An 18,513-nucleotide genomic window follows, 5' to 3' on the forward strand; every position below is an offset into this window, starting at 1 on the left:
AACATGAGTCGCGGCTGACAATCCCTGGCGGCTGGGCTAACACCCGACACCGCGTATGGACGTGTCACGACCAGGCAAGGGGCGGCTGCGCATCGCGGTGACCGGCGCGAGCGGCGACTACGGGCGGCTCCTGCTGTCTCGGCTGGACCAGGATCCCGACGTGGAGAGCATCCTCGTGCTCGACGTCGTCCGGCCAGAGGGCGACAAGGTGGAATTCCACCGCGTGGACCTCACCCGGTACGACGCCGAGAGCGAGCTCACCGACGCGCTCACCGAGCGCCCCGTGGACGCGCTCTATCACCTGGCGTTCCTGTTTGGTCCCATCCGCAACGGCTCCCTGGCGCACGAGCTGGAAGTCATCGGCACCATGAACGTGCTGACGGCAGCGGGCCGCTCGCGGCTGCCCCGGCTGGTGGTGCCCTCCTTGACGGCTGTCTACGGCGCGCGTGGAAACAACCCCGCAATGCTGCGCGAGGACTCGGCGCTCCAGGGTTGCCCGCACAGCCGCTTCGTCACCGACAAGGTGGAGGTGGAAGGCCAGGTGCGCGCCTTCCGGGAGCGGCATCCGGACATGCGCGTGCTGGTGCTGCGCTTCGCGCCGGTGCTCGGGCCCTCGGTGGACAACCCGGCCACGCGCTTCTTGAAGAATCCAGTGGTGCCCACGCTGATGGGCTTCGATCCGCTCTGGCAGGGGCTGCACGAAGACGACGCCGCTCGTGCCTTGCACCTGGCCTTGCGCGCGGACGCGTCCGGTGAGTTCAACATCGTGGGCCGAGGGGTGATGCCAATCTCCGGCCTCATCCAGCAGGCGGGCGCGCGGCCGCTCCCTCTGCCAGGGCCCTTGTTTCGGGCCGGCCTGCATACGTTGGACGCCGTGGGCGCGGGCACGTTGCCCGTGGCCCTGCTCGACTACATCCATTACTCATGGGTCGCGGACGGCGAGCGCGCCGAGTCCGCACTCGGTTTCATCCCCCTCCACCATGTCAAAGACGCCGCTGCGGCGCTGAAGAGGAGCTAGTCATGGCCAAGGGCGTCCTTGGGAACGATCCCTTCAAGCGCGGCGCCGCGTCGCGCCCCACCGAGGGCTCCACGCCGGGTGGCGAGGAAAAGGCCGCCGCCGCGGAGACGGTGACGAAGAAGCCGGAGACGGACGGGACGGCGTCCGCGAAGGCCGGTGGCAAGGCGGCTGCCGCGAAGTCGCGCAAGCACGAGGGCAAGAAGACGTCCGGGAAGGCCAAGGGAGGCAAGAAGGGCGCCGCCGCGGCTGCCCGGCCTCCGGCGCAGGCATCGGGGACGCGGGTCCCCGCGCCGCCGCAGGCCCCCATGACTTCTGCCCACGACGCGGAAGACGCCGTGCTTCCCCTGCGCGAGCCCGCGGTGTCCACGCCGCTCACGCTGGACTCACGAGCCTCCGGCCCGGTGAACGATGCCGGTGCCCCCACGTCGAAGCAGCGCGACGTGGACCTTGCCTTGGCGGAAGCCCTGGCCGCCGACGTGGCCGAAGCCACCGCCACCGCCGCGGTGGACGCGGCGCTGGGCGCGGAGCCCGGCCCCGACGCCGAGGTCGAGCGGCTCATGGCCACGGAGTTTGCGACCGAGCTGGCCGAAGCCGCGGTGGAGGAAGCGCTGGAGCAGGGCGCTGCTGCCCGGTCTCCGGAACAAGAGCAGGAGCTCGCCGCCGCCGTGGCCGCGCAGGTCGCGGACAGCGCCGCGCGGGCCGCCATCGACGAAGTGCGCGCCCGCCACGCCACACCGGATGCTCCGGTCGTCACCCGGTGGGAGCGGGAGACGTCGGTCCGCGTCGTGGTGACGGAAGAGGCGGACACGTCCGCGGTGGAGCCGGAAGTAGAGCTTCCGGATGCCACGCGCGACGAGTTCCCTCCCGGCCGCAGGGGCCCGCTGTCGCTGGTGCCTCCACCCGCCACGAACGCGGGTGAGTCATCCTATCGGGAGTCCTTCGCTCCGGAGTCCGGACGGGGTGAGCCCGAGGGTATCCGTCCCCTGGCGGAGCGCGCCGTGGCGGCCCTGTCCCTGGCGCGTGATATCGCTGGGCAGGCCCTGGCGAGCGAGAGTCTGGCCCGGGCGATGCTCGCGATGGGCGGTCTGAAGGACATGCTCCGCGCCGGCCTGGGCACGGGCGGTGGCGCGAACCTGGACGAGTACGGCAAGGACCCATCGCTCGTCGAGCGGCTGGAGCCCGTGCTCGAGTTCCTCTATTCGCAGTACTGGCGCGTGTCCGTGCAGGGCGTGGACCACGTGCCGCCGGGCGCGGCCATCCTGGTGGCCAACCATTCGGGCGCCCTGCCCTACGACGGGCTCGTCATGTCCATGGCCCTCGCGCGTGAGCGCCCGGACCTGCGCGAGCCCCGCTGGCTGGTGGAGGACCAGGTCTTCCACGCGCCGATGGTCGGCACCCTCTTCAACCGACTCGGCGCCGTGCGGGCCTGCCCGGAGAACGCGCTGCGGCTCCTGGACGAGCATCGTCCGCTGGTCGTCTTCCCCGAAGGCTACCAGGCCCTCAGCAAGCCCTTCGGTGAGCGTTACCGGCTGAAGCGCTTCGGCCGCGGCGGCTTCGTGAAGCTGGCGCTGCGCACCGGCGCGCCCATCGTCCCGGTGGCCATCGTGGGCGCGGAGGAGACGTCGCCGCTGCTGGGCCGCATCCCCGCCTCCTTCCTGGGACTGCCCTACGTGCCCCTCACTCCGCTGGGCCCCCTGCCCCTGCCGGCCAAGTGGAGCATCCGTTTCGGCGAACCCATTGGCGTCGAGGACCTCGCGCCCGAGGCGGCGGACGACCTGGGCGAAGTCCAGCGCCTCACCGAGCGCACCCGCGAGGCCATCCAGAGCATGCTCCAGTCGCTGCTGCGCGAGCGCCGCTCCGTCTTCGCGGGCTGAAGCGGCAGCGCCTGGACAGGCACGTGGTGGGCTGGAGACTCAGCCCACCACGCGGTTGCGGCCGGACGTCTTCGCATCGAAGAGCTTCTCGTCGGCGTCGCGCACCAGCTCCCCCGACTCGCGGTGGTGCGGCTCCAGCACCGCGAGGCCCACCGACACCGTGACGGGAATCACCTGCCGGTCGAACTCGAAGCGCTGCTTCTCCACCAGCCGGCGCACCTTCTCCGCGAGCTGACGCGTGCCGGACAGCGACACCTCCGGCAGCAGGATGGCGAACTCCTCGCCGCCGTAACGCGCGAACACGTCCTCACGGCGGATTTTCGTGCGCACCGTGGATGCGAGCTGCTTGAGCACCGAGTCCCCCGCCAGGTGCCCGTACTTGTCGTTCACGGCCTTGAAGTGGTCGATGTCCAGCAGCACCAGCGACAGCATCCGCTCGTAGCGGCGGCTCCGCGAAATCTCCCGGTCCAGCTGCTCGTCGAAGTAGCGCCGGTTGTAGATCTGCGTGAGGCCGTCCATCGTGGTCAGCCGGTAGATTTCGTCGTGATACGCGGCCTCGATGTTGCCACCGGCGATGTACTTGAAGATGGTGCGGCCAATCTTCACCAGGTCGCCGTTGCGCAGCTCACGCACACCCTCCGCCAGCTCGTCGTTGATGAACGTGCCGTTGGTGGAGCCCAGGTCGCGGATGCGCACGCCCTCTCGCGAATTGGTGATGCTCGCGTGGTTGCGGCTGACCGACTCCTGGTCGATCTGGATGTCCGCCTTGGACGAGCGCCCGATGAGCGTCTCCTCGGACGTGAGGTCGAACTTGCGCCCCAGGTCCAAGCCGTAGATCACCACCAGCGCCGCGTCGAGGTTGACCGGCCGGTCGGAGATCTTCGAGATGACCGTGACGACCGTCTCCTTCTGCACCATGCCTCCCGGGACAACAACGCTACCACCCGGCAAATCAAGAAAGCGAGTCAGTGCACGAGAACGCAGGTGGGTGTTCCCGCACTCGGGCCTCAGGGAATGTCGACCTGCCGGGTCGCGGTGACGAGCGGACGCAGGGGGTCACCCTTCAGGTCCACCAGGGTGGCCACCAGCGACACCCCCAGCCCCGAGCACCTCGCCGGGAGCTGAAGCTCCACCTCGCCGCGTCCCGGTGCAACGGGGGCGGAGGCGAACAGCACCTGGTCATTGCAGCCCGAGCCGCCCCGCAGGCTGACGCGCACCTGACCTTCGCCCCCGGAACCCGTGCCCAGCCGGAAGCCGGAGACGCTCACCCGCACCGCGCTGCCTCGGGCCAGCCGCTGCCCGTCCGCTTCCGGATGGCGCCACGTCACCTCCGGCCGGCCCAGACTCAGCGTGGCGACGGCATCCGTCAGGTCCGCGAGCCGCTCCGCGCCCAGGCCCTCCGCGGCCGCCAGGCGGGACGGGCCCTGCCCCACGCGCCGGTCCAGGCCCCGCACGCGCAGCGCCTCCACCTGGAGCTTCGCCCGCGTTTCCTGCAGCAAGCCGTCGAGGGTGCGGTCCTCGAACCCCAGCGGCGGCCGGGGAACGACGACGCCGTCGCCCGTATCGTCCGGGTCCATCAGCACCGTCCAGCGGCGGCCGGCGCGGTTGGTGAACTCGGCGCGCACCACGCTGGCCCGTCCGTCCACCTGGGCCTGGAACTCGCGGCCGACGAGCTCGCCGTGGGCGTCCCCGTCGAAGTTGTAGCGAACGGATTCCGGGAGGGAGAGGAAGCTCAGCCCCGCGTCCACGGGCTGCACGCCATCCGGGTCGAACTTCGGCCTGGGCAGGTTCGCCACGAGCGTGCTGGTCGCCACCGTGCCGTCCTCGGCCTGGTCACCTGACGTGGCCGACACCACCAGCCGGTACGGCAGTCCCTCCAGGCCCCGGTGCGTGGGCGCCATGCGCACGGGCACCAGCCCGGGCCGGCCCAGCCGCGCATCGGCGTCCGTGTTCGGATCGGCCGGCGCCACGTTGGCCGCTGCGCCCAGCCCCAGCGGAACCATGCCCCGGCCGGGGACCGCCACGGTGGCCAGCACATAGGCGCGGGCCAGGTGCGAACCCCGGTACTGAGGCAGCGGCGGCACACGCACGGCGAAGGGGAACGACAGCCGCACACCCGGCGTGTCCCGCTCGAAAGGCAGCGCCTGCGCGTACTCCGCCGCACGGGTGTCCGGCTCGCCGGTGAGGATGCCGGGCGTGGGCGCCAGGGTGAAGCGGGCGTCACGTGACAGCGCCGAGAAGAAGCGCGTCGAGCCGGGCAACAGCTGCCCCAGTTGCAGCAGCGGATCCGTCCCCGGCGCCATGAGGTTGAGGGGGAGTTCCTTCAGGGGGAGCGCGCCCGTCAGCGCCCAGGCCGTCCGCGTCCCACACGCGCCCGTGCGAATGGCCAGCTCCGCATCCAGCACACCCGGTAGCGAGCCGTCACACACACCCGCCACGCCCGGGGCCGCGACGTCTGGCGCGGTGCTGCCCGTCAACCACAGTGCGCTGCCCGACGGCAGCGACAGACGGTCCTGGCCCGTGCCCAAGGGGAGCGCCACCTCGTGCTCCGGGCCCAGGAAGGACTCGGGAGCCAGGTCGGAGGGGAGCCCCGGCACGGACAAGCCCATCAGCCCCACGCGCAGCGAGACCGCCGTCGAGAAGGTCTCCGTCAACGTGGGGAATGGGCCCTTCACGCCACCGAAGCGGTCCAAGGGGTTGCGACGCAGGGCCATCCGCACGTCGCGGAACTGGCTCGCGTCGTGGCGCGCCAGCGTCAGGTAGCCGTAGTCGGGGTGGAAGGCAGAGAGCGCCACCTCACCTTCCGCGGGCACCCAGGCGGCTCCGTCGGCGTTCGTCACCATGGTCGCTCCCAGGCCGCCGTCATTGTCGGACACCGCGACGACGGCCAGCGGCACCGGGCGCCCGGTCAGCGCATCCACCACCAGCACGCGCACCCCACCTGGGGCCACTTCGGCGGGCAGCACGGTGACGCGCGCATGGCAGGAGACGTTGCCCACTCGGACCGCCAGCGCCAGGTGCTCCGAGGCGGGCTCGCCCAGCACGACAGAGGCCTGGTGGCCGTCCCCGCCTCCGACCACGGAGGGAGACAGCACCTCCCACGCCACGCCATCGCGCAGCACCAACGGAGCGCCCGTCGATTCGCGCACCCACACGCGGAAGTCCACCGTCATGCCCGGGGTGCCCACGACGACGTCCGGCGTCACCTCGCACGCGGCCGCACGGGATTCGGACGGCGGCGAGCCACACGCTCCGTCTCGGCACACCGTGCCTGAGTCACAGTCCGTGTCGGCGGCACAGACCACGGGCACGCACCGGTTCATGTCGCATTGGCAGCCGGCGCCGCCTACCTCGTCACACGCGGCCAGTGCATGAGGGCCCCGCCGCGCCACGCCGCAATCCTCGCGCGTCAGGCAGGCGGGCTCGCAGCGCGAGGTGGCCGAGTCACAGAAGAAGAGCGAGGGGTCGGGGCAGTCCTGATCGACGGAGCAGTACGTCCCCTGTGGGAACGGACCCGCGGGGATGTCAGGCCCCATGTCCATGTCGCCGCAGCCGCTCAGGCACAGCAGGACACAGGCCAGGCAAGCCAGCACGAGGGGGCGGGGGGTGTGACTCATACGGATGCGGCTCCGGGGGGACCGTCCGCGACCTTACAGCCAGGACGCGCGCTGCGCGACGGTACGCGGCGCCGGCCGCCGCACTTCGAGCCCCATCATAGCCCGTCCGCCCGCCGTGCGCCCCCCCTCCGCACGTGATGGTTGGCTTTCGGGGTTAACGGATCGATGATCGCCCCCCTGATGGCCCGGAGTGAACCCAAGTCCCTGGAAAGTCTCCTTCCCCGCGTCCTGGCACGGCTGGCGGGAGAGTCCGGCAAGGGCCACGCGTTGGCGCCCGTGTGGGCGGCGGTGGTCGGTCCGCACCTCGCACGCCACACCACCCCCCAGGCCCTGCACGGAACCACCCTGGTGGTGGCGGTGACGGGCGCCCAGTGGGCCCAGTCGCTGGAGTCCGAAGCGGCCTCGCTGTGCGAGCAGCTCAACGCGCGGCTCGGCCCAGGCACGGTGAAGGCCCTCTCCTTCACGTTCCAGGTGGCGCGACGATGATGGCCCTGCTGGCGCTCAGCGCCTTCCTGGCCGCCGCACCGCCGACATCGGCCGGAATGGAACGCAGCGCCGCCCAGCACGTGAGCCGCGAATTCGAGCGCGTGGGACGGCGCGTCCCGGTGGAGGACCCGAAGCTGACCACCGCCGCGCGGCGGCTGGCACACGAGGCCCTCACCGAATACACCACCGGCGCGCCGGGCCTCTTCACCCTCACCTCCGCCGTCAGTGACGCGGGCGCGGCGGACCCCTCCCCGCGCGCGCTGGTCATCCGGGCGTGGGTGCCACGGCACGCCATCGAGACCTTCCTCGACCGCGACGACTTCAACAGCGAGCGCACCTCGCACTTCGGCGTGGGCGTGTCCGTCCTCGGCGAGCGCGCGGCGCTCGTCCTGCTGCTGGTGGACCGCAAGGCGGAGCTCCAGGACTTCCCGCGCCTCATCGCCAACGGCAAGCGCTCGGCCATGACGCTCTGCGGCGTCCTGGTCCCACCGCTGCGGCGGGCAGAGGTGTACGTCACCCAGCCGAACGGCGGGGTGAGCCTCATGCCCGTCCAGAACCGGGGTGCGGGGGGCGGCTTCTGCAGCCGGCTCGCCTTCGCCACGCCGGGTACGTACACCGTGGAGGTGGTGGGACGCGCGGACGGCGGGCCGGAGGTGGCGGCGCTCTTCTTGGTGGACCAGGGTGAACCCCGCAAGCACGCCGCCAGTGAGGACACCGCCGAGCCCACCACGCTGGAGGACGCCCGCCGGGCCGTCTACGAGCGCATCAACGCCCTCCGGCGCGCCCACGCGTTGCCCGAACTGTCCCCCGACGCCGAGCTGGAACAGGTGGCCCAGGACTACAGCGCGCGCATGTCGAAGGAGGGCTTCTTCGCCCACATCGCTCCGGACGGCTCCACGCTGACGAAGCGCCTGCCGGCGGGCGCACGCTACGTGCGCGCGGGAGAGAACCTGGGCCTGGCCCCGGGGCCGTTGGCGGCCCACTTCGGCATCGAGCACAGCCCTGGCCACCGCCGTAACGTGCTGGATCCGGGCTTTCGCTTCATGGGCGTGGGCGTGGCGTTCCACACGGTGAACGGGCGCAAGGAGGCCATCCTCACGGAGGTCTTCACCGTCGCCCCGCCCGCGTCGCCGGAGCTGGCGGACCCGCGGCAGGAGGCCTACGACGCCCTGAGCCGGCTGCGAGCGACCCGCAAGCTGCCGCCCCTGTCGCGCAACGCCGCGCTTGAAACACTGGCACACGCCCACGCCAAGCGCGCGCTGGAGCTGGACCAGCCCTCGGCCCAGCCCGGTGAAGCCCCGGTGCACGACCGCGTCTTCGAGCTGCTGCCCGACGCGGGAACGGCGTCCGTGGACTTCTTCGTGGTGTCGGACCCCACGGCGATTCCGGAGTCCCGCAGCATGGCCGACGCCACGAACAACCGCGTGGGCGTAGGCGTGGTGCGGGGAGACTCCCGCCGCTTCGGTACGAATCAATACTGGGTGGCCGTCATCTACGCGGCCGTCCCCTGACGCCCCGCACGGAGACGCCGTGCGTGGTGGTGCCCCCGGTGTGTGTGGCCAGGGGCGTCAACGCCATGAGCCCCGTTCAGACAGGCCGGCGCTGCGTGGCGTAGGCCTCGAGCCCCATCTGCGGCGGCGCCACCTGCTGATACATCGGACACTTCATGCAGGTGAACGACTGCCAACCTCGCCGGACGGCTTCATCCAGGCAGTTGTCATACTGATGACAGTTGAGGTTGCGGTGGGTCTCGACGCCGGCTCGCTTCGGCCCGGCTTCGGGGTTGATGGTTTGTGGCAGATCGGCTGGACACGGCTTCATGAAGCCCTCCCTCTGAACTGTTTCCCCCCCGAGCGCTGTGAACGAGCAGTGCTACCTGACGACAACGACTGGACCCGCCATGCAACGACGGACCGGAGTGGCGCTGAGCGGCGGCGCAAGGTAGTGATTCACTCCCGGTGACGCAATGGGTCGGCTGTTCCTACCCAAGTGCGCGTAATCGCCTGGACGCTTTCAGCGAATGACATCTGGTGCTGAACAGTCAGGACTGGCCCGACGCCGCGCGGATCTAGGACTTGTCGCGCCCGCTGTCAAACCACCCTCCCTCCAGGGCAAGGGGAATGATCGGTGTGTGCGTCTCGTTGGCAGGCCGCAAAGCCGCGTCGTGAAAGGAAGACCACATGAGTTGGAGTGGGTGGGTTGCGGGGGTGGTTGCGGGGATGTCGCTGGGACAATCCCCCACGGCGCTGGAGGCCGTCCGCCTCCACAAGCCGGATGCGGCCGCCCTGGCGCGCGCGGAGCTGACGGCCTGCGCCGCGAAGAAGTGCGACGACGCGGGGCGGCTGGCGCTGCTCGCGGGGACGCTCGCCCTCTCTGACGGCCAGGCCGGCGAGGCAAGGGAGCTGCTGGCTGCCTGGCCCGCCCCTCCACTGCTGGCGCCGTACCACGCCTTCTACCTGGGCCAAGCCCGCTTCTACGCCGGGGACGCCGCGGGCGCGGCGGACGACTTCGCGCGAGTACTGGAATCCAAGGCACCCGTGGAACTCGCGGCCCGCGCCCGTGCGCGCCTGGGTGAGTCACTGCTCAAGGCAGGCAAGCCCCAGGACGCGGCCCAGGTGCTGGAGGCCGCGGCCAAGGCGTCGCCCACCGTGGAGCTGCTCTATCAGCGTGCCTTGGCGCGCGGCGGCTCCGGAAACCGCGCCGGACAACGCGCCGACATGATGACGGTGGCGTTGCGCTTCCCCACCCACCCCTACGGCGACGAGGCCATGGCGTGGCTGACGGAGGGCAGCACGCCCCCCGTGAAGCTGGGCTACACCGAGCGCACCACGCGCGCGGACCGCTTCCTGGACGCGGGCGCGACGAAGCGCGGACTCGACGAGCTCGCGACGCTGGACCAGGAGAAGCTCGACAAGGCGCAGGCGGCCCAAGTGGCACTGCTGCGCGCGAAGGCCTGGATCGCGCTGGGGCGGACGGAGGATGCGGAGAAGGCGCTCGCGCTGGCGCGCAAGGGGCCCGCCGCCGTGGCCGCGCAGGCAGACCTGCTGGTGGCGCGGCGCGCGCTCCGGTCCGACGACAACGCCAAGGCCCGAACGCTGATGGCGGCCCTGGACAAGAAGTACCCCTCGCAGCCCGCGGGTGATGAAGGCGCCTTCTTCGCGGGATGGTTGGATTTGCAGGCCGGGCGCTTCGCGGACGCGGTGCAGGCCTTCACGGCTTTCGAAACGCGTTATCCGCGCTCACGTCGGCGCGACGAGGGCATGTGGTTCCGCGCGCTGGCCCACCTCCGTCAGGAGGAGTACGCGAAGGCGCGCGCCACGCTGGATGCGTTCCTGGCCGCCTATCCCAAGAGCAGCATGGGGCCGCAGGCGCGCTACTGGATGGCGCGCAGCCGCGAGCTGGAAGGGGCGAAGGCAGACACGCTGGGCCCCGCGTATGAGGCCGTCATCACCTCGGCGCCCGCGTCCTTCTATGCGCTGATGGCCAACGAGCGGCTCAAGGCGCTGAGCCTGAAGACGCCCGCGCACTTCCCTCAGCCGCCGCAGGTGCTGAAGCTGCCCCGCCCTCCCGAGCTGGAGCTGGCGGTGGAGCTGACGCGCGCGGGGCTGTTCCGTGACGCGGCGGACGAGGTCGAAGCCCACGCGGCGCGGCTGCGCTCGGCGGACCAGGCCCTGCCCTTCGCGCACGCGCTGCTGGGACTGGGCGAGTACGGCCACGCCTACGCGGTGGCGGCGCGCCACCTCTGGGGACGGGCCTTCGGCGCGCGCGCTCCGGAGGCCCTGGCGCCCTTCTATCCTCGCGCCTTCGCCACCGCGGTGGAGGGCGCGGCGACGCAGCACCAGGTGGACCCCTACCTGGTGTGGGCCATCATGCGGCGGGAGAGCGCCTTCCGGCCGGAGGTGATGAGCATCGCCGATGCGCGAGGGCTGATGCAGATCATCCCCAAGACGGCGAACGCCATCGCGGAGAAGCTGACGGAGCCCGTCCCCGCGCCCGCGGACCTCTTCTCCCCCGAGCGGAACATCCGCTATGGCGCCTGGTATCTGTCCCGGCTGATGGATCGCTTTGGACACCCGGTGCTCGCGGCGGCCGCGTACAACGCGGGCCCAGGCTCGGCGGCGAAGTGGGTCCAGGAGCGAGGCTCACTGCCACTGGACCTCTTCGTGGAGACCATCCCCTTCAAGGAGACGCGCGGCTACGTAAAGCAGGTAGTGGCGGACCTGTTCCTCTACCACTCCTTCTACGGCGACGGCACGGGGGCGCTGAAGCTGCCGCTGCAGGTGCCCGCGCCGTCGAAGGAAGGCGTCAGCTTCTAGGCGCCGGTCGGGGCGCCAGGCCGGCGACAAACGAGCCCGCGGACCGCTTGCCGTGGACGTAGCGGGTGCTCGCGAGACAACGCGCAGTCGCGCGCCGGGCTTCAGTCCCGGTCCGGCGCGCCCAGGGGAAAGAGCGGCCGGAATTGCCGCGCCTCATTCACCGCGCGGGCGAAGGACGGGCGCGCAAGCAACCGCGTGCGGTAGGCGCGCAGCACGGGAAACGCATCGGAGATCTGGTGCGTCCAGTCCGCGTAGAACAGCGAGGGCGCGGCCGCGCAGTCCGCCAGCGTGAAGTCCTCTCCAGCGGCGGCCCAGGTCCTGCCTGCGAGCTGCCCTTCGAGCCAGGAGTAGGCGACCTCCAGCTTCTTCACTGCCAGGGCCAGTCCTTCCTGGCGCTTCACCGAATCACCCGTCAGCGCACCGTCGACCGCGTGCTGCGCCGCGTTCATGACGTGCAGGTCGAAGAAGCGATCGAGAAAGCGCACGGCGAGCGCGGCCATCGGTTCCGCGGGCAACAGGCGCACGGGCCCGGGATGTGCGAGCTGCAGGTACTCGATGATGATGCTGGTCTCGGCGATGTCGCGCTCGCCATCCACCAGCAGCGGGAACTTGCGCAGCGGCCAGCGCCGCGACCACTCGGCCGAATGCTGAGGTGTTTCCGGCCCGATACAGCGGAACTCGAAGGGCGTGCCGTTCTCGTACAACGCGATGAGGACCTTCTGCGTGTACGAAGAAAAGGGATGACCGTAGAGCACGAGTGACATCGGAGGGCTCCTGTCGCAGACCACTTGCATATCGCAAGCAGTCGAAACCCTATCCCTACCACTTGCACATCGCAAGGAGTAGCCTGGAGAGAATGGCCATGGCGCAGACAGGGCGATCCGGCTGCCCGATCAACCTGACGCTCGAACAGCTCGGCGACCGTTGGAGCCTGGTCGTCATCCGCGACGTCATGTTCGGAAACAGGCGCAGCTACGGCGAGCTGCTCGCGCAGAGCGAGGAACGCATCGCCTCGAACATCCTCGCGGACCGGCTGAAGCGCCTGACGGCGTCCGGCCTGCTGACGCGACGCCCGGATCCCACCCACCGACAGAAGGTCATCTACAGCCTGACGGAAGCGGCCATCCAGCTCGTGCCACTCCTCGCGCACATGGGCGCATGGGGCCGCCGGCATACGCGCCCGAGCAAGGAGCTGTCCGTACGCGCGGAGTTGCTGGAACAGGGCGGCGCGCCGCTTTGGAACGCCTTCATGGAGGAGCTGCGCCACCTGCATCTCGGCGCGCTGCGGCCGGCGCGCTCGGTATCCGGCGAGCTGCAGGCTGCCTACGAGAAGGCGCTGGCGAAGCGCTCCCGCTGAGCCCGGCGCGTCGTCCTCTTCGCCGGGCGTAGTTTCCCCTACCCGCGCTAGGCGCGCTGGGCCATCCGGCGCAGGATTTCAGACTCCATCCCGTGCACCACCTCCGACAGGGGGATGCTGCTGGAGTCCACGTGCACCGCGTCCTCGGCGGCCTTCAGCGGTGCCACGGCGCGGGCGGAGTCGTCGCGGTCCCGCTTCGTCTGGTCCGCGAGCACGGCGTCCAGGCTGCTCTCCACGCCCTTCTGGAACAGCTCCTCGTAGCGGCGCCGGGCGCGCACCTCGGGGCTGGCCGCCAGGAAGAACTTCGCGTCCGCGTCCGGGAACACCACCGTGCCAATGTCACGGCCCTCCAGGATGGCGCCCTTCTCCGACTCGAGCGCCAGCCGCCGCTGAAGCTGCAGCAGGCCCGCGCGCACCACCGGCCGCCCGGAGACCTGTGACGCCGCCATGGAGATGTCCGGCGTGCGAATCTCCCCGGACACGTCCTGGCCGCCCAGGAAGACGTGGTTCTCCTCGCCCACCACCTGGAAGTGGATGTGCACGCGGCCCAGCAGCTCGCCCAGGCGGGCGTCGTCGTCGAAGGCGATGCCCTCACGCTGGGCCATCAAGGCCACGCAGCGGTAGATGGCGCCCGTGTCCACCAGCGAGAAGCCCAGCCGGCGCGCCAGCAGCTTGGACACCGAGGACTTGCCGGCGCCCGCGGGGCCGTCGATGGCGACGATGAAAGGCCGGGCGCTCATGACAGGAGCTCTTTCAGCACCTGGACGCAGCGCGCGTTCTCCGCGGGCGTGCCCACGGAGATGCGCACGTGGTTCGGGAAACCCTGCCCCGCGAAGGGCCGGACGATGATGCCCTTGCGCAGCAGCTGCTCGTACAGCGCCACCGCGGGACGACCGAAGTCCACGAACACGAAGTTGGCGTGGCTGTGCGTGTGCGTGCCGCCCAGCTTCGGCAGCTCCGCGGCGAAGTAGTCCAGACCCGCGCGGTTCACCTCACGCGTGCGGCGAACATGCTCGGTGTCTTCCAGGGCCGCCAGACCCGCGGCCTGGGCCAGCACCGTCAGGTTGAAGGGCATGCGCGTGCGGTGCAGGTACGCCGCCAGTCGGGCATCCATGATGCCATAGCCCAGGCGCACGCCCGCCAGCCCGTGGATCTTGCTGAAGGTGCGCAGCGCGACCAGGTTCGGGTGCTGGCTGACCAGCGGCACGGCGCTGGTGTACTCGGACCACTCGACGAACTCGAAGTAGGCCTCGTCGTGCACCACCAGCACCTCCGGCGGCACCGCGGCCAGGAAGCGCGTCAGGGCGTCGCGGCTGAACGCGGTGCCCGTGGGGTTGTCCGGGTTGGCCAGGAACACCATCCGCGTGCGCGGGGTGATGGCCTTCGCCATGGCCTCCAGGTCGTACTGGTAGCCCTCGCGCATGGGCACCTCCACGAAGGGCCGCCCATGGGCCTGCGCGGAGATGCGGTACGCGGAGAAGGAGCCCTGGCACAGGAGGATTTCGTCCTCCGGCGTGGTGAAGGTGCGGATGAGCAGCTCGATGAGCTCGTTGGAGCCGCTGCCCAGCACCACCTGCTCCGGCTTCACGTCCACGTTCGCGGCCACCTTGCGCACCAGGTGGAAGGACGTGGCGTCGGGGTACAGGTGCGTCGCGCCAGAGATGTTCCGCATGGCCTCTACGGCGCGCGGAGAGGGGCCCAGTGGATTCTCGTTCGAGGCCAGCTTGATGACACCCTTGAGGCCGAACTCGCGCTCGGTCTCTTCAATGGGCTTGCCGGGCACGTACGGCTTGAGCGTCTCAACGTGGGTGGGGACGAGCGGTCGCATGGTGTGAGGTCCTGAGTACGTGGTTTCAGCGTCCGGAGAACACACCGAGCGCGCGAAACTTCGCGTACCGGTCCTGGACCAGTTCATCGGGCGACAGCTCGGCGAGCTGCCCCAGGTGCTTGCGCAGCGTCTTGCCCAGCGCCTCCGCCATCTTCGCGGGGTCGCGGTGGGCACCACCGGCGGGCTCGGCGACGGCCTCGTCGATGATCTTCATCTCCAGCAGGTCCTTCGCGGTGAGCCGCATCGCGTCCGCGGCCTTGTCCGCCTTGGCGGCGTCGCGGAACAGGATGGAGGCGCAGCCCTCCGGAGAGATGACGGAGTAGACGCTGTTCTGGAGCATCAGCACGCGGTTGCCCACGCCAATGGCCAGCGCGCCGCCGGAGCCGCCCTCCCCCACCACCGTGGAGATGATGGGCACGCGCAGGCGGCTCATGACCTCCAGGTTGACGGCGATGGCCTCGGCCTGTCCCCGCTCCTCGGCGCCGATGCCCGGGTACGCGCCCGGCGTGTCGACGAAGGTGAGGATGGGCTTCTCGAAGCGCTCGGCCAGCTCCATGAGGCGGCGGGCCTTGCGGTAGCCCTCCGGGCGCGGCATGCCGAAGTTGCGCGCCATGTTCTCCTTGGTGTTGCGGCCCTTCTGGTGGCCCATCACCATCACCGGCTTGCCGTCGAAGCGCGCGAAGCCGCCGACGATGGACGGGTCCTCGCCGAAGGCCCGGTCACCGCACAGCTCGACGAAGTCGGTGAAGAGGTAGTGGACGTAGTCGAGGAAGTAGGGGCGGTTCGGGTGCCGGGACATCTGCACCACCTGCCACCGAGTCAGGTCGCTGAAGATCTCCGTCTGGAGCTTCTTCGCCTTCTTCTCGAGCTTGGAGATCTCCGAGGAGAAGTCCACCGTGCCGCTGGTGGAGAGGACCTTGAGCTCGTCGATCTTCTTTTCCAGCTCAATCAGGGGGCGCTCGAACTCGAGCACATAGCTGGTACCGGTTGCCATGGCGCGGAACTAGCACCAGGGTATGGCGGCTTTCAACGCGCAAGCGGTTACGCACCCCAGTATGGAGGCACATGCACCCGGCCCTGCCCCTGTTGCTCCTGGCCCTCACAAGCGCCGCGACGCCCCCCCATGCCCAGGGACTGAACACCCAGGGCTTCCGGCTGTACCAGGCGGGGCGCTACCCAGAGGCCCTGGAGCGCTTCCAGGCGTCCGCCCGGGAGTCCCCGGACTATGCGCTGGCGCACTACAACCTGGCCGCCACCCTGGGGGTGCTCCGCAAGCAGGGGAAGGTCTGCGAGTACAGCGCCCACCGGGACGTCATCGTCGAGCACCTCACCCAGGCGGTGAAGCTGGATGCCCGGCGGCTCGCCCGCGCGAAGGAGGACGCGGACTTCACCCCCATCCGGGACACCCTGGGCTGGCAGAAGCTGCTGGGCCGAAGCCCGGCGAGGGAGGCGGATGTCCCCGTGCTGCTGCGCGAGGTGTCCTGGTTCGGCCCGGGCGTGGGCGTCTACGGCACCACCCAGGGGCTGCGCTTCGGTCCCTCCGGCAGGGTCACCCTGTGGACGAAGGAGGTGGGCGATGACGGGACGCCCCGCCAGAAGGAGGTGCGGGGCCGCTACACGGTGCGCGGCAGGCAGGTAGCGCTTCGGTTGAATGGCCGTGCGCCGCTCGAAGGCACGCTGACGGAGACGGGCGCGCTCACCTTCCCTGGCCTGGAGACGTTCACCGACTCACCTTCGGAATGCGAGGCGTGAGCCCCCGCGGGCCTCCGTGCATTCCAGCCATCAGTCGCGAGGCGAGGCACGCTCGCTTTCAGATACGGCCCGCGCAACCCCCTTGGCACCCATGCCGCGCGTCGTCATGGTGCGCACGGGGGCAGGTGGGAAGGGATGATTCTTCGGGGTGGAATCAGGGCGTGAGGCGGATGTGGCGGCGGCCCCCTCTACTTCTGCACAACAGCCAGGACGCTCCCGCCGGGTGAAACGAAGCCCGGCAGGGCGCCCCTTTGGCCCGATCCACGACGGGCCTGGACCTCAGGCCGCCTTGGTCTTCGCGGCCGGCAGCGACAGCGCGTACCACGCCGTGCGGAAGGCCTTCAGCTCGCGCAGGCCCGCCGGGTGACGGCCCAGGGCCGGCGCCATGGTGACGGGCAGGCCCAGCTTCTTCTCGATGGCCTTCGCCGCGTTGAGCTCCAGCTTGCGCCGGTTCTCGCACTTCTCGCAGGTGGACTTGGGGCCCACGCGGTTGACGAGCACCCGCTCCACGGGGAGCTTCTTCTCCTGCAGGTACTCCACCAGCCGCTCGGTGCGGGCCGCGGCCAGCTCCTCGCCACGCGTGACGACCACGAAGCGCGCCTCGCTCGGGGAGGCCAGCGCGTCCTCGAAGCGCTTCACGTGCTTGAGCATCCCGGCGATGTCGTCCGCCAGCTCGCCCAGGCCCTTGGCGCGGTGCTTGGTGAGCACCGCGTGCAGCGCGCCCAGCCACGTCTTGGCCGTCTCCGCCAGCTCCACCACGCGCACGGACGTCACCACCGGCGACGAGTCCACCACGATGCGCTTGAAGCGCTCCTGCACCAGCGCGTCCGTCAGACAGGACAGCGCGGCCAGCTCGTCGATGCCCGGCGGCGCGCACTCCAGCAGGTTGCGCAGGTAGAGCAGATCCGCGGGCACCTCGCTGCCCGACCGGGGAGCGCCCTCGAAGGCCTTCTCCGCCTTCTCCTTCACCCGCTTGCGCAGGGCATTGAACCAGCCGGCGATGTCCAGCTCACGCGCGTACAGGCCCTTGGTGCCCTTCACCTGCGTTTCCGTGTCCGTCAGGCGGCTCTGCAGCACGTCCGACAGCGAGTGCGCCGGATCCGTGGAGATGAGGAGCACCGGCCCCTCCTTCTCCGTCAGCGTCACCGCGGCGGCGGCGGCGCAGGAGCTCTTGCCCACCCCGCCCTGCCCCACGAAGAAGATGAGCCGCGTGGGCGGCAGCGGCGGCGCGGCGATGGGCGGCATGGACGGCGCGCGCACCAGCGCCGGAGGCCCTTCGGCCGCGGCGAACTCCAGCGCCTTGGTCTCCTTGCCACTGGCCCACGCCTTGGCGAACAGCGCCAGGCCATCCAGCCCGCGCGGCGCCACTTCACGCCGGCCCAGCAGGTGCACCGGCACCGTCTTGTCCAGCGCCTGGAACTTGCGGACGTGAGGGGCCTGTAGGCCGCGGCGGCCCTGGCACGCGGGACAGCCGTCCTTGTCCTCGATCTGGTTGACGACGATCTCCGTCACCGGCAGCCCGCGCTCGCGAAGCTGGGTGAAGAGCATGCGCGTCTGCGCCTCGGGCACCGGCTCCGCCAGCGCCACCAGGTGGAAGGCCGTGCGCGCGGGGTCCTTCAGCAGCGCCAGCAGCTTCTCCGCCTTCTGCCCCACCTGCTCCAGGAAGCCGGGCGCCTCGGCCGCGGCCGCCGCCTTCTTGCCCTTCTTCGCCGGCGCCTCCGTCTTGTCCCCACCGGCCTTCACCAGGCCCAGGAACTTGCGCAGGCTCGTCGGCAGGTCGAACAGCCGCAGGGTGTGGCTGGTCGGCGCGGCGTCCACCACGATGCGGTCGAACTCCTCGCCCTCCAGCAGGTCCACCACGTGGAAGAGCGCCACCAGCTCCTCCAGCCCCGGCACGGCCTGCTGGTACAGCTTGCCCATGTCGTCGTCCGACACGTGCGTGCCCTTCGCCGCGGCCTTCGACAGCGCGGGCAGGTAGGACGCCAGGAAGGGCTTCATCAGCGCCGCCGGCTCCACTTCCAGGCCGTACACGCCGCCGTCTCCCTTGCCCGGGACCAGCTTGGTCGCCTTGGCCGGGAGCTTCTTCTTCACCAGGTCCGACAGGGAGCGGACCGGATCCAACGACACGAGCAGCACCCGTTCCTTGGGCGCATCCTCCGACAGCCTCAACGCATATGCCGCCGCGAGCGTAGTCTTACCTACCCCGCCTTTGCCGCCGAAGAAGTGAAGTACTCGCGCGTCGCTCATTGCGTTGTGGCCTTCCTT

15 protein-coding genes are annotated in these 18,513 nt (G+C 70.5%); 7 read left to right on the forward strand and 8 right to left on the reverse strand.

Annotation, left to right across the window (positions count from 1 at the left end):
• Window positions 1-55: 55 nt before the first annotated feature.
• Together BHS09_RS20220 and BHS09_RS20225 are read left to right on the forward strand one after the other, a co-directional pair.
• Complete coding sequence (locus BHS09_RS20220) at window positions 56-1,018, forward strand: SDR family oxidoreductase (protein ID WP_140792309.1); 963 nt, start codon at window positions 56-58, stop codon at window positions 1,016-1,018.
• Window positions 1,019-1,020: 2 nt separating this feature from the next.
• Complete coding sequence (locus tag BHS09_RS20225; RefSeq protein WP_140798637.1) at window positions 1,021-2,892, forward strand: lysophospholipid acyltransferase family protein; 1,872 nt, start codon at window positions 1,021-1,023, stop codon at window positions 2,890-2,892.
• Between the two features lie 39 nt (window positions 2,893-2,931).
• On the opposite strand, the gene BHS09_RS20230 is transcribed toward BHS09_RS20225, so the two are convergent.
• Complete coding sequence (locus BHS09_RS20230) at window positions 2,932-3,807, reverse strand: GGDEF domain-containing protein (RefSeq protein ID WP_140792313.1); 876 nt, start codon at window positions 3,805-3,807, stop codon at window positions 2,932-2,934.
• Between the two features lie 92 nt (window positions 3,808-3,899).
• The gene (locus tag BHS09_RS20235) at window positions 3,900-6,509 is read right to left on the reverse strand and encodes a carboxypeptidase-like regulatory domain-containing protein (protein ID WP_140798638.1); all 2,610 of its coding nucleotides are present in this window, start codon (window positions 6,507-6,509) and stop codon (window positions 3,900-3,902) included.
• Window positions 6,510-6,689: 180 nt separating this feature from the next.
• On the opposite strand from BHS09_RS20235, the gene BHS09_RS20240 reads away from it, so the two are divergent.
• Both BHS09_RS20240 and BHS09_RS20245 read left to right on the forward strand, forming a co-directional pair.
• Complete coding sequence (locus BHS09_RS20240) at window positions 6,690-6,995, forward strand: DciA family protein (protein ID WP_140792317.1); 306 nt, start codon at window positions 6,690-6,692, stop codon at window positions 6,993-6,995.
• Window positions 6,992-8,506: a CAP domain-containing protein gene (locus BHS09_RS20245; RefSeq protein ID WP_140792320.1), complete on the forward strand. Its 1,515-nt coding sequence runs from the start codon at window positions 6,992-6,994 to the stop codon at window positions 8,504-8,506. The genes BHS09_RS20240 and BHS09_RS20245 overlap by 4 nt, the downstream gene beginning before the upstream one ends.
• A gap of 76 nt (window positions 8,507-8,582) precedes the next feature.
• Here BHS09_RS20245 and BHS09_RS20250 read toward each other — a convergent pair whose 3' ends face one another.
• Window positions 8,583-8,816 (reverse strand): hypothetical protein, encoded by a 234-nt coding sequence (locus BHS09_RS20250; protein ID WP_002636478.1) that lies wholly within the window; start codon window positions 8,814-8,816, stop codon window positions 8,583-8,585.
• A gap of 359 nt (window positions 8,817-9,175) precedes the next feature.
• Here BHS09_RS20250 and BHS09_RS20255 point away from each other — a divergent pair, with 359 nt between their 5' ends.
• Complete coding sequence (locus BHS09_RS20255) at window positions 9,176-11,311, forward strand: transglycosylase SLT domain-containing protein (protein WP_140798639.1); 2,136 nt, start codon at window positions 9,176-9,178, stop codon at window positions 11,309-11,311.
• Between the two features lie 101 nt (window positions 11,312-11,412).
• Here the strand turns inward: BHS09_RS20255 and BHS09_RS20260 are convergent, their stop codons facing one another.
• On the reverse strand, window positions 11,413-12,075 hold the full coding sequence (locus tag BHS09_RS20260; protein ID WP_140798640.1) for a glutathione S-transferase family protein: 663 nt from the start codon (window positions 12,073-12,075) through the stop codon (window positions 11,413-11,415).
• Between the two features lie 92 nt (window positions 12,076-12,167).
• On the opposite strand from BHS09_RS20260, the gene BHS09_RS20265 reads away from it, so the two are divergent.
• Window positions 12,168-12,668 carry a winged helix-turn-helix transcriptional regulator gene (locus tag BHS09_RS20265; protein ID WP_140798641.1) on the forward strand — a complete coding sequence of 167 codons (501 nt, stop codon included), beginning with the start codon at window positions 12,168-12,170 and terminating at the stop codon, window positions 12,666-12,668.
• 47 nt (window positions 12,669-12,715) lie between these two features.
• Here BHS09_RS20265 and cmk read toward each other — a convergent pair whose 3' ends face one another.
• Genes cmk through BHS09_RS20280 form a run of 3 tightly spaced genes read right to left on the reverse strand, consistent with a single transcriptional unit; the run spans window position 12,716 to window position 15,490 of the window.
• Window positions 12,716-13,408, reverse strand: coding sequence for a (d)CMP kinase (gene cmk / locus BHS09_RS20270; protein WP_140792328.1), 693 nt, complete (start codon window positions 13,406-13,408; stop codon window positions 12,716-12,718).
• Window positions 13,405-14,496 (reverse strand): histidinol-phosphate transaminase, encoded by a 1,092-nt coding sequence (hisC, locus tag BHS09_RS20275; protein ID WP_140798642.1) that lies wholly within the window; start codon window positions 14,494-14,496, stop codon window positions 13,405-13,407. Before hisC ends, cmk begins: the two co-directional genes overlap by 4 nt.
• A 25-nt stretch (window positions 14,497-14,521) precedes the next feature.
• Entirely contained in the window at window positions 14,522-15,490 is a 969-nt protein-coding gene (locus BHS09_RS20280) for an acetyl-CoA carboxylase carboxyltransferase subunit alpha (protein ID WP_140792332.1), read from the reverse strand.
• 71 nt (window positions 15,491-15,561) lie between these two features.
• Here BHS09_RS20280 and BHS09_RS20285 point away from each other — a divergent pair, with 71 nt between their 5' ends.
• Entirely contained in the window at window positions 15,562-16,248 is a 687-nt protein-coding gene (locus BHS09_RS20285; protein ID WP_237079712.1) for a tetratricopeptide repeat protein, read from the forward strand.
• 279 nt (window positions 16,249-16,527) lie between these two features.
• Here the strand turns inward: BHS09_RS20285 and BHS09_RS20290 are convergent, their stop codons facing one another.
• The gene (locus BHS09_RS20290) at window positions 16,528-18,495 is read right to left on the reverse strand and encodes an ArsA family ATPase (RefSeq protein ID WP_140798644.1); all 1,968 of its coding nucleotides are present in this window, start codon (window positions 18,493-18,495) and stop codon (window positions 16,528-16,530) included.
• Window positions 18,496-18,513: the final 18 nt, after the last annotated feature.

It is taken from the genome of Myxococcus xanthus (assembly GCF_006402735.1).
Classification (GTDB): Bacteria; Myxococcota; Myxococcia; order Myxococcales; family Myxococcaceae; genus Myxococcus; species Myxococcus xanthus_A.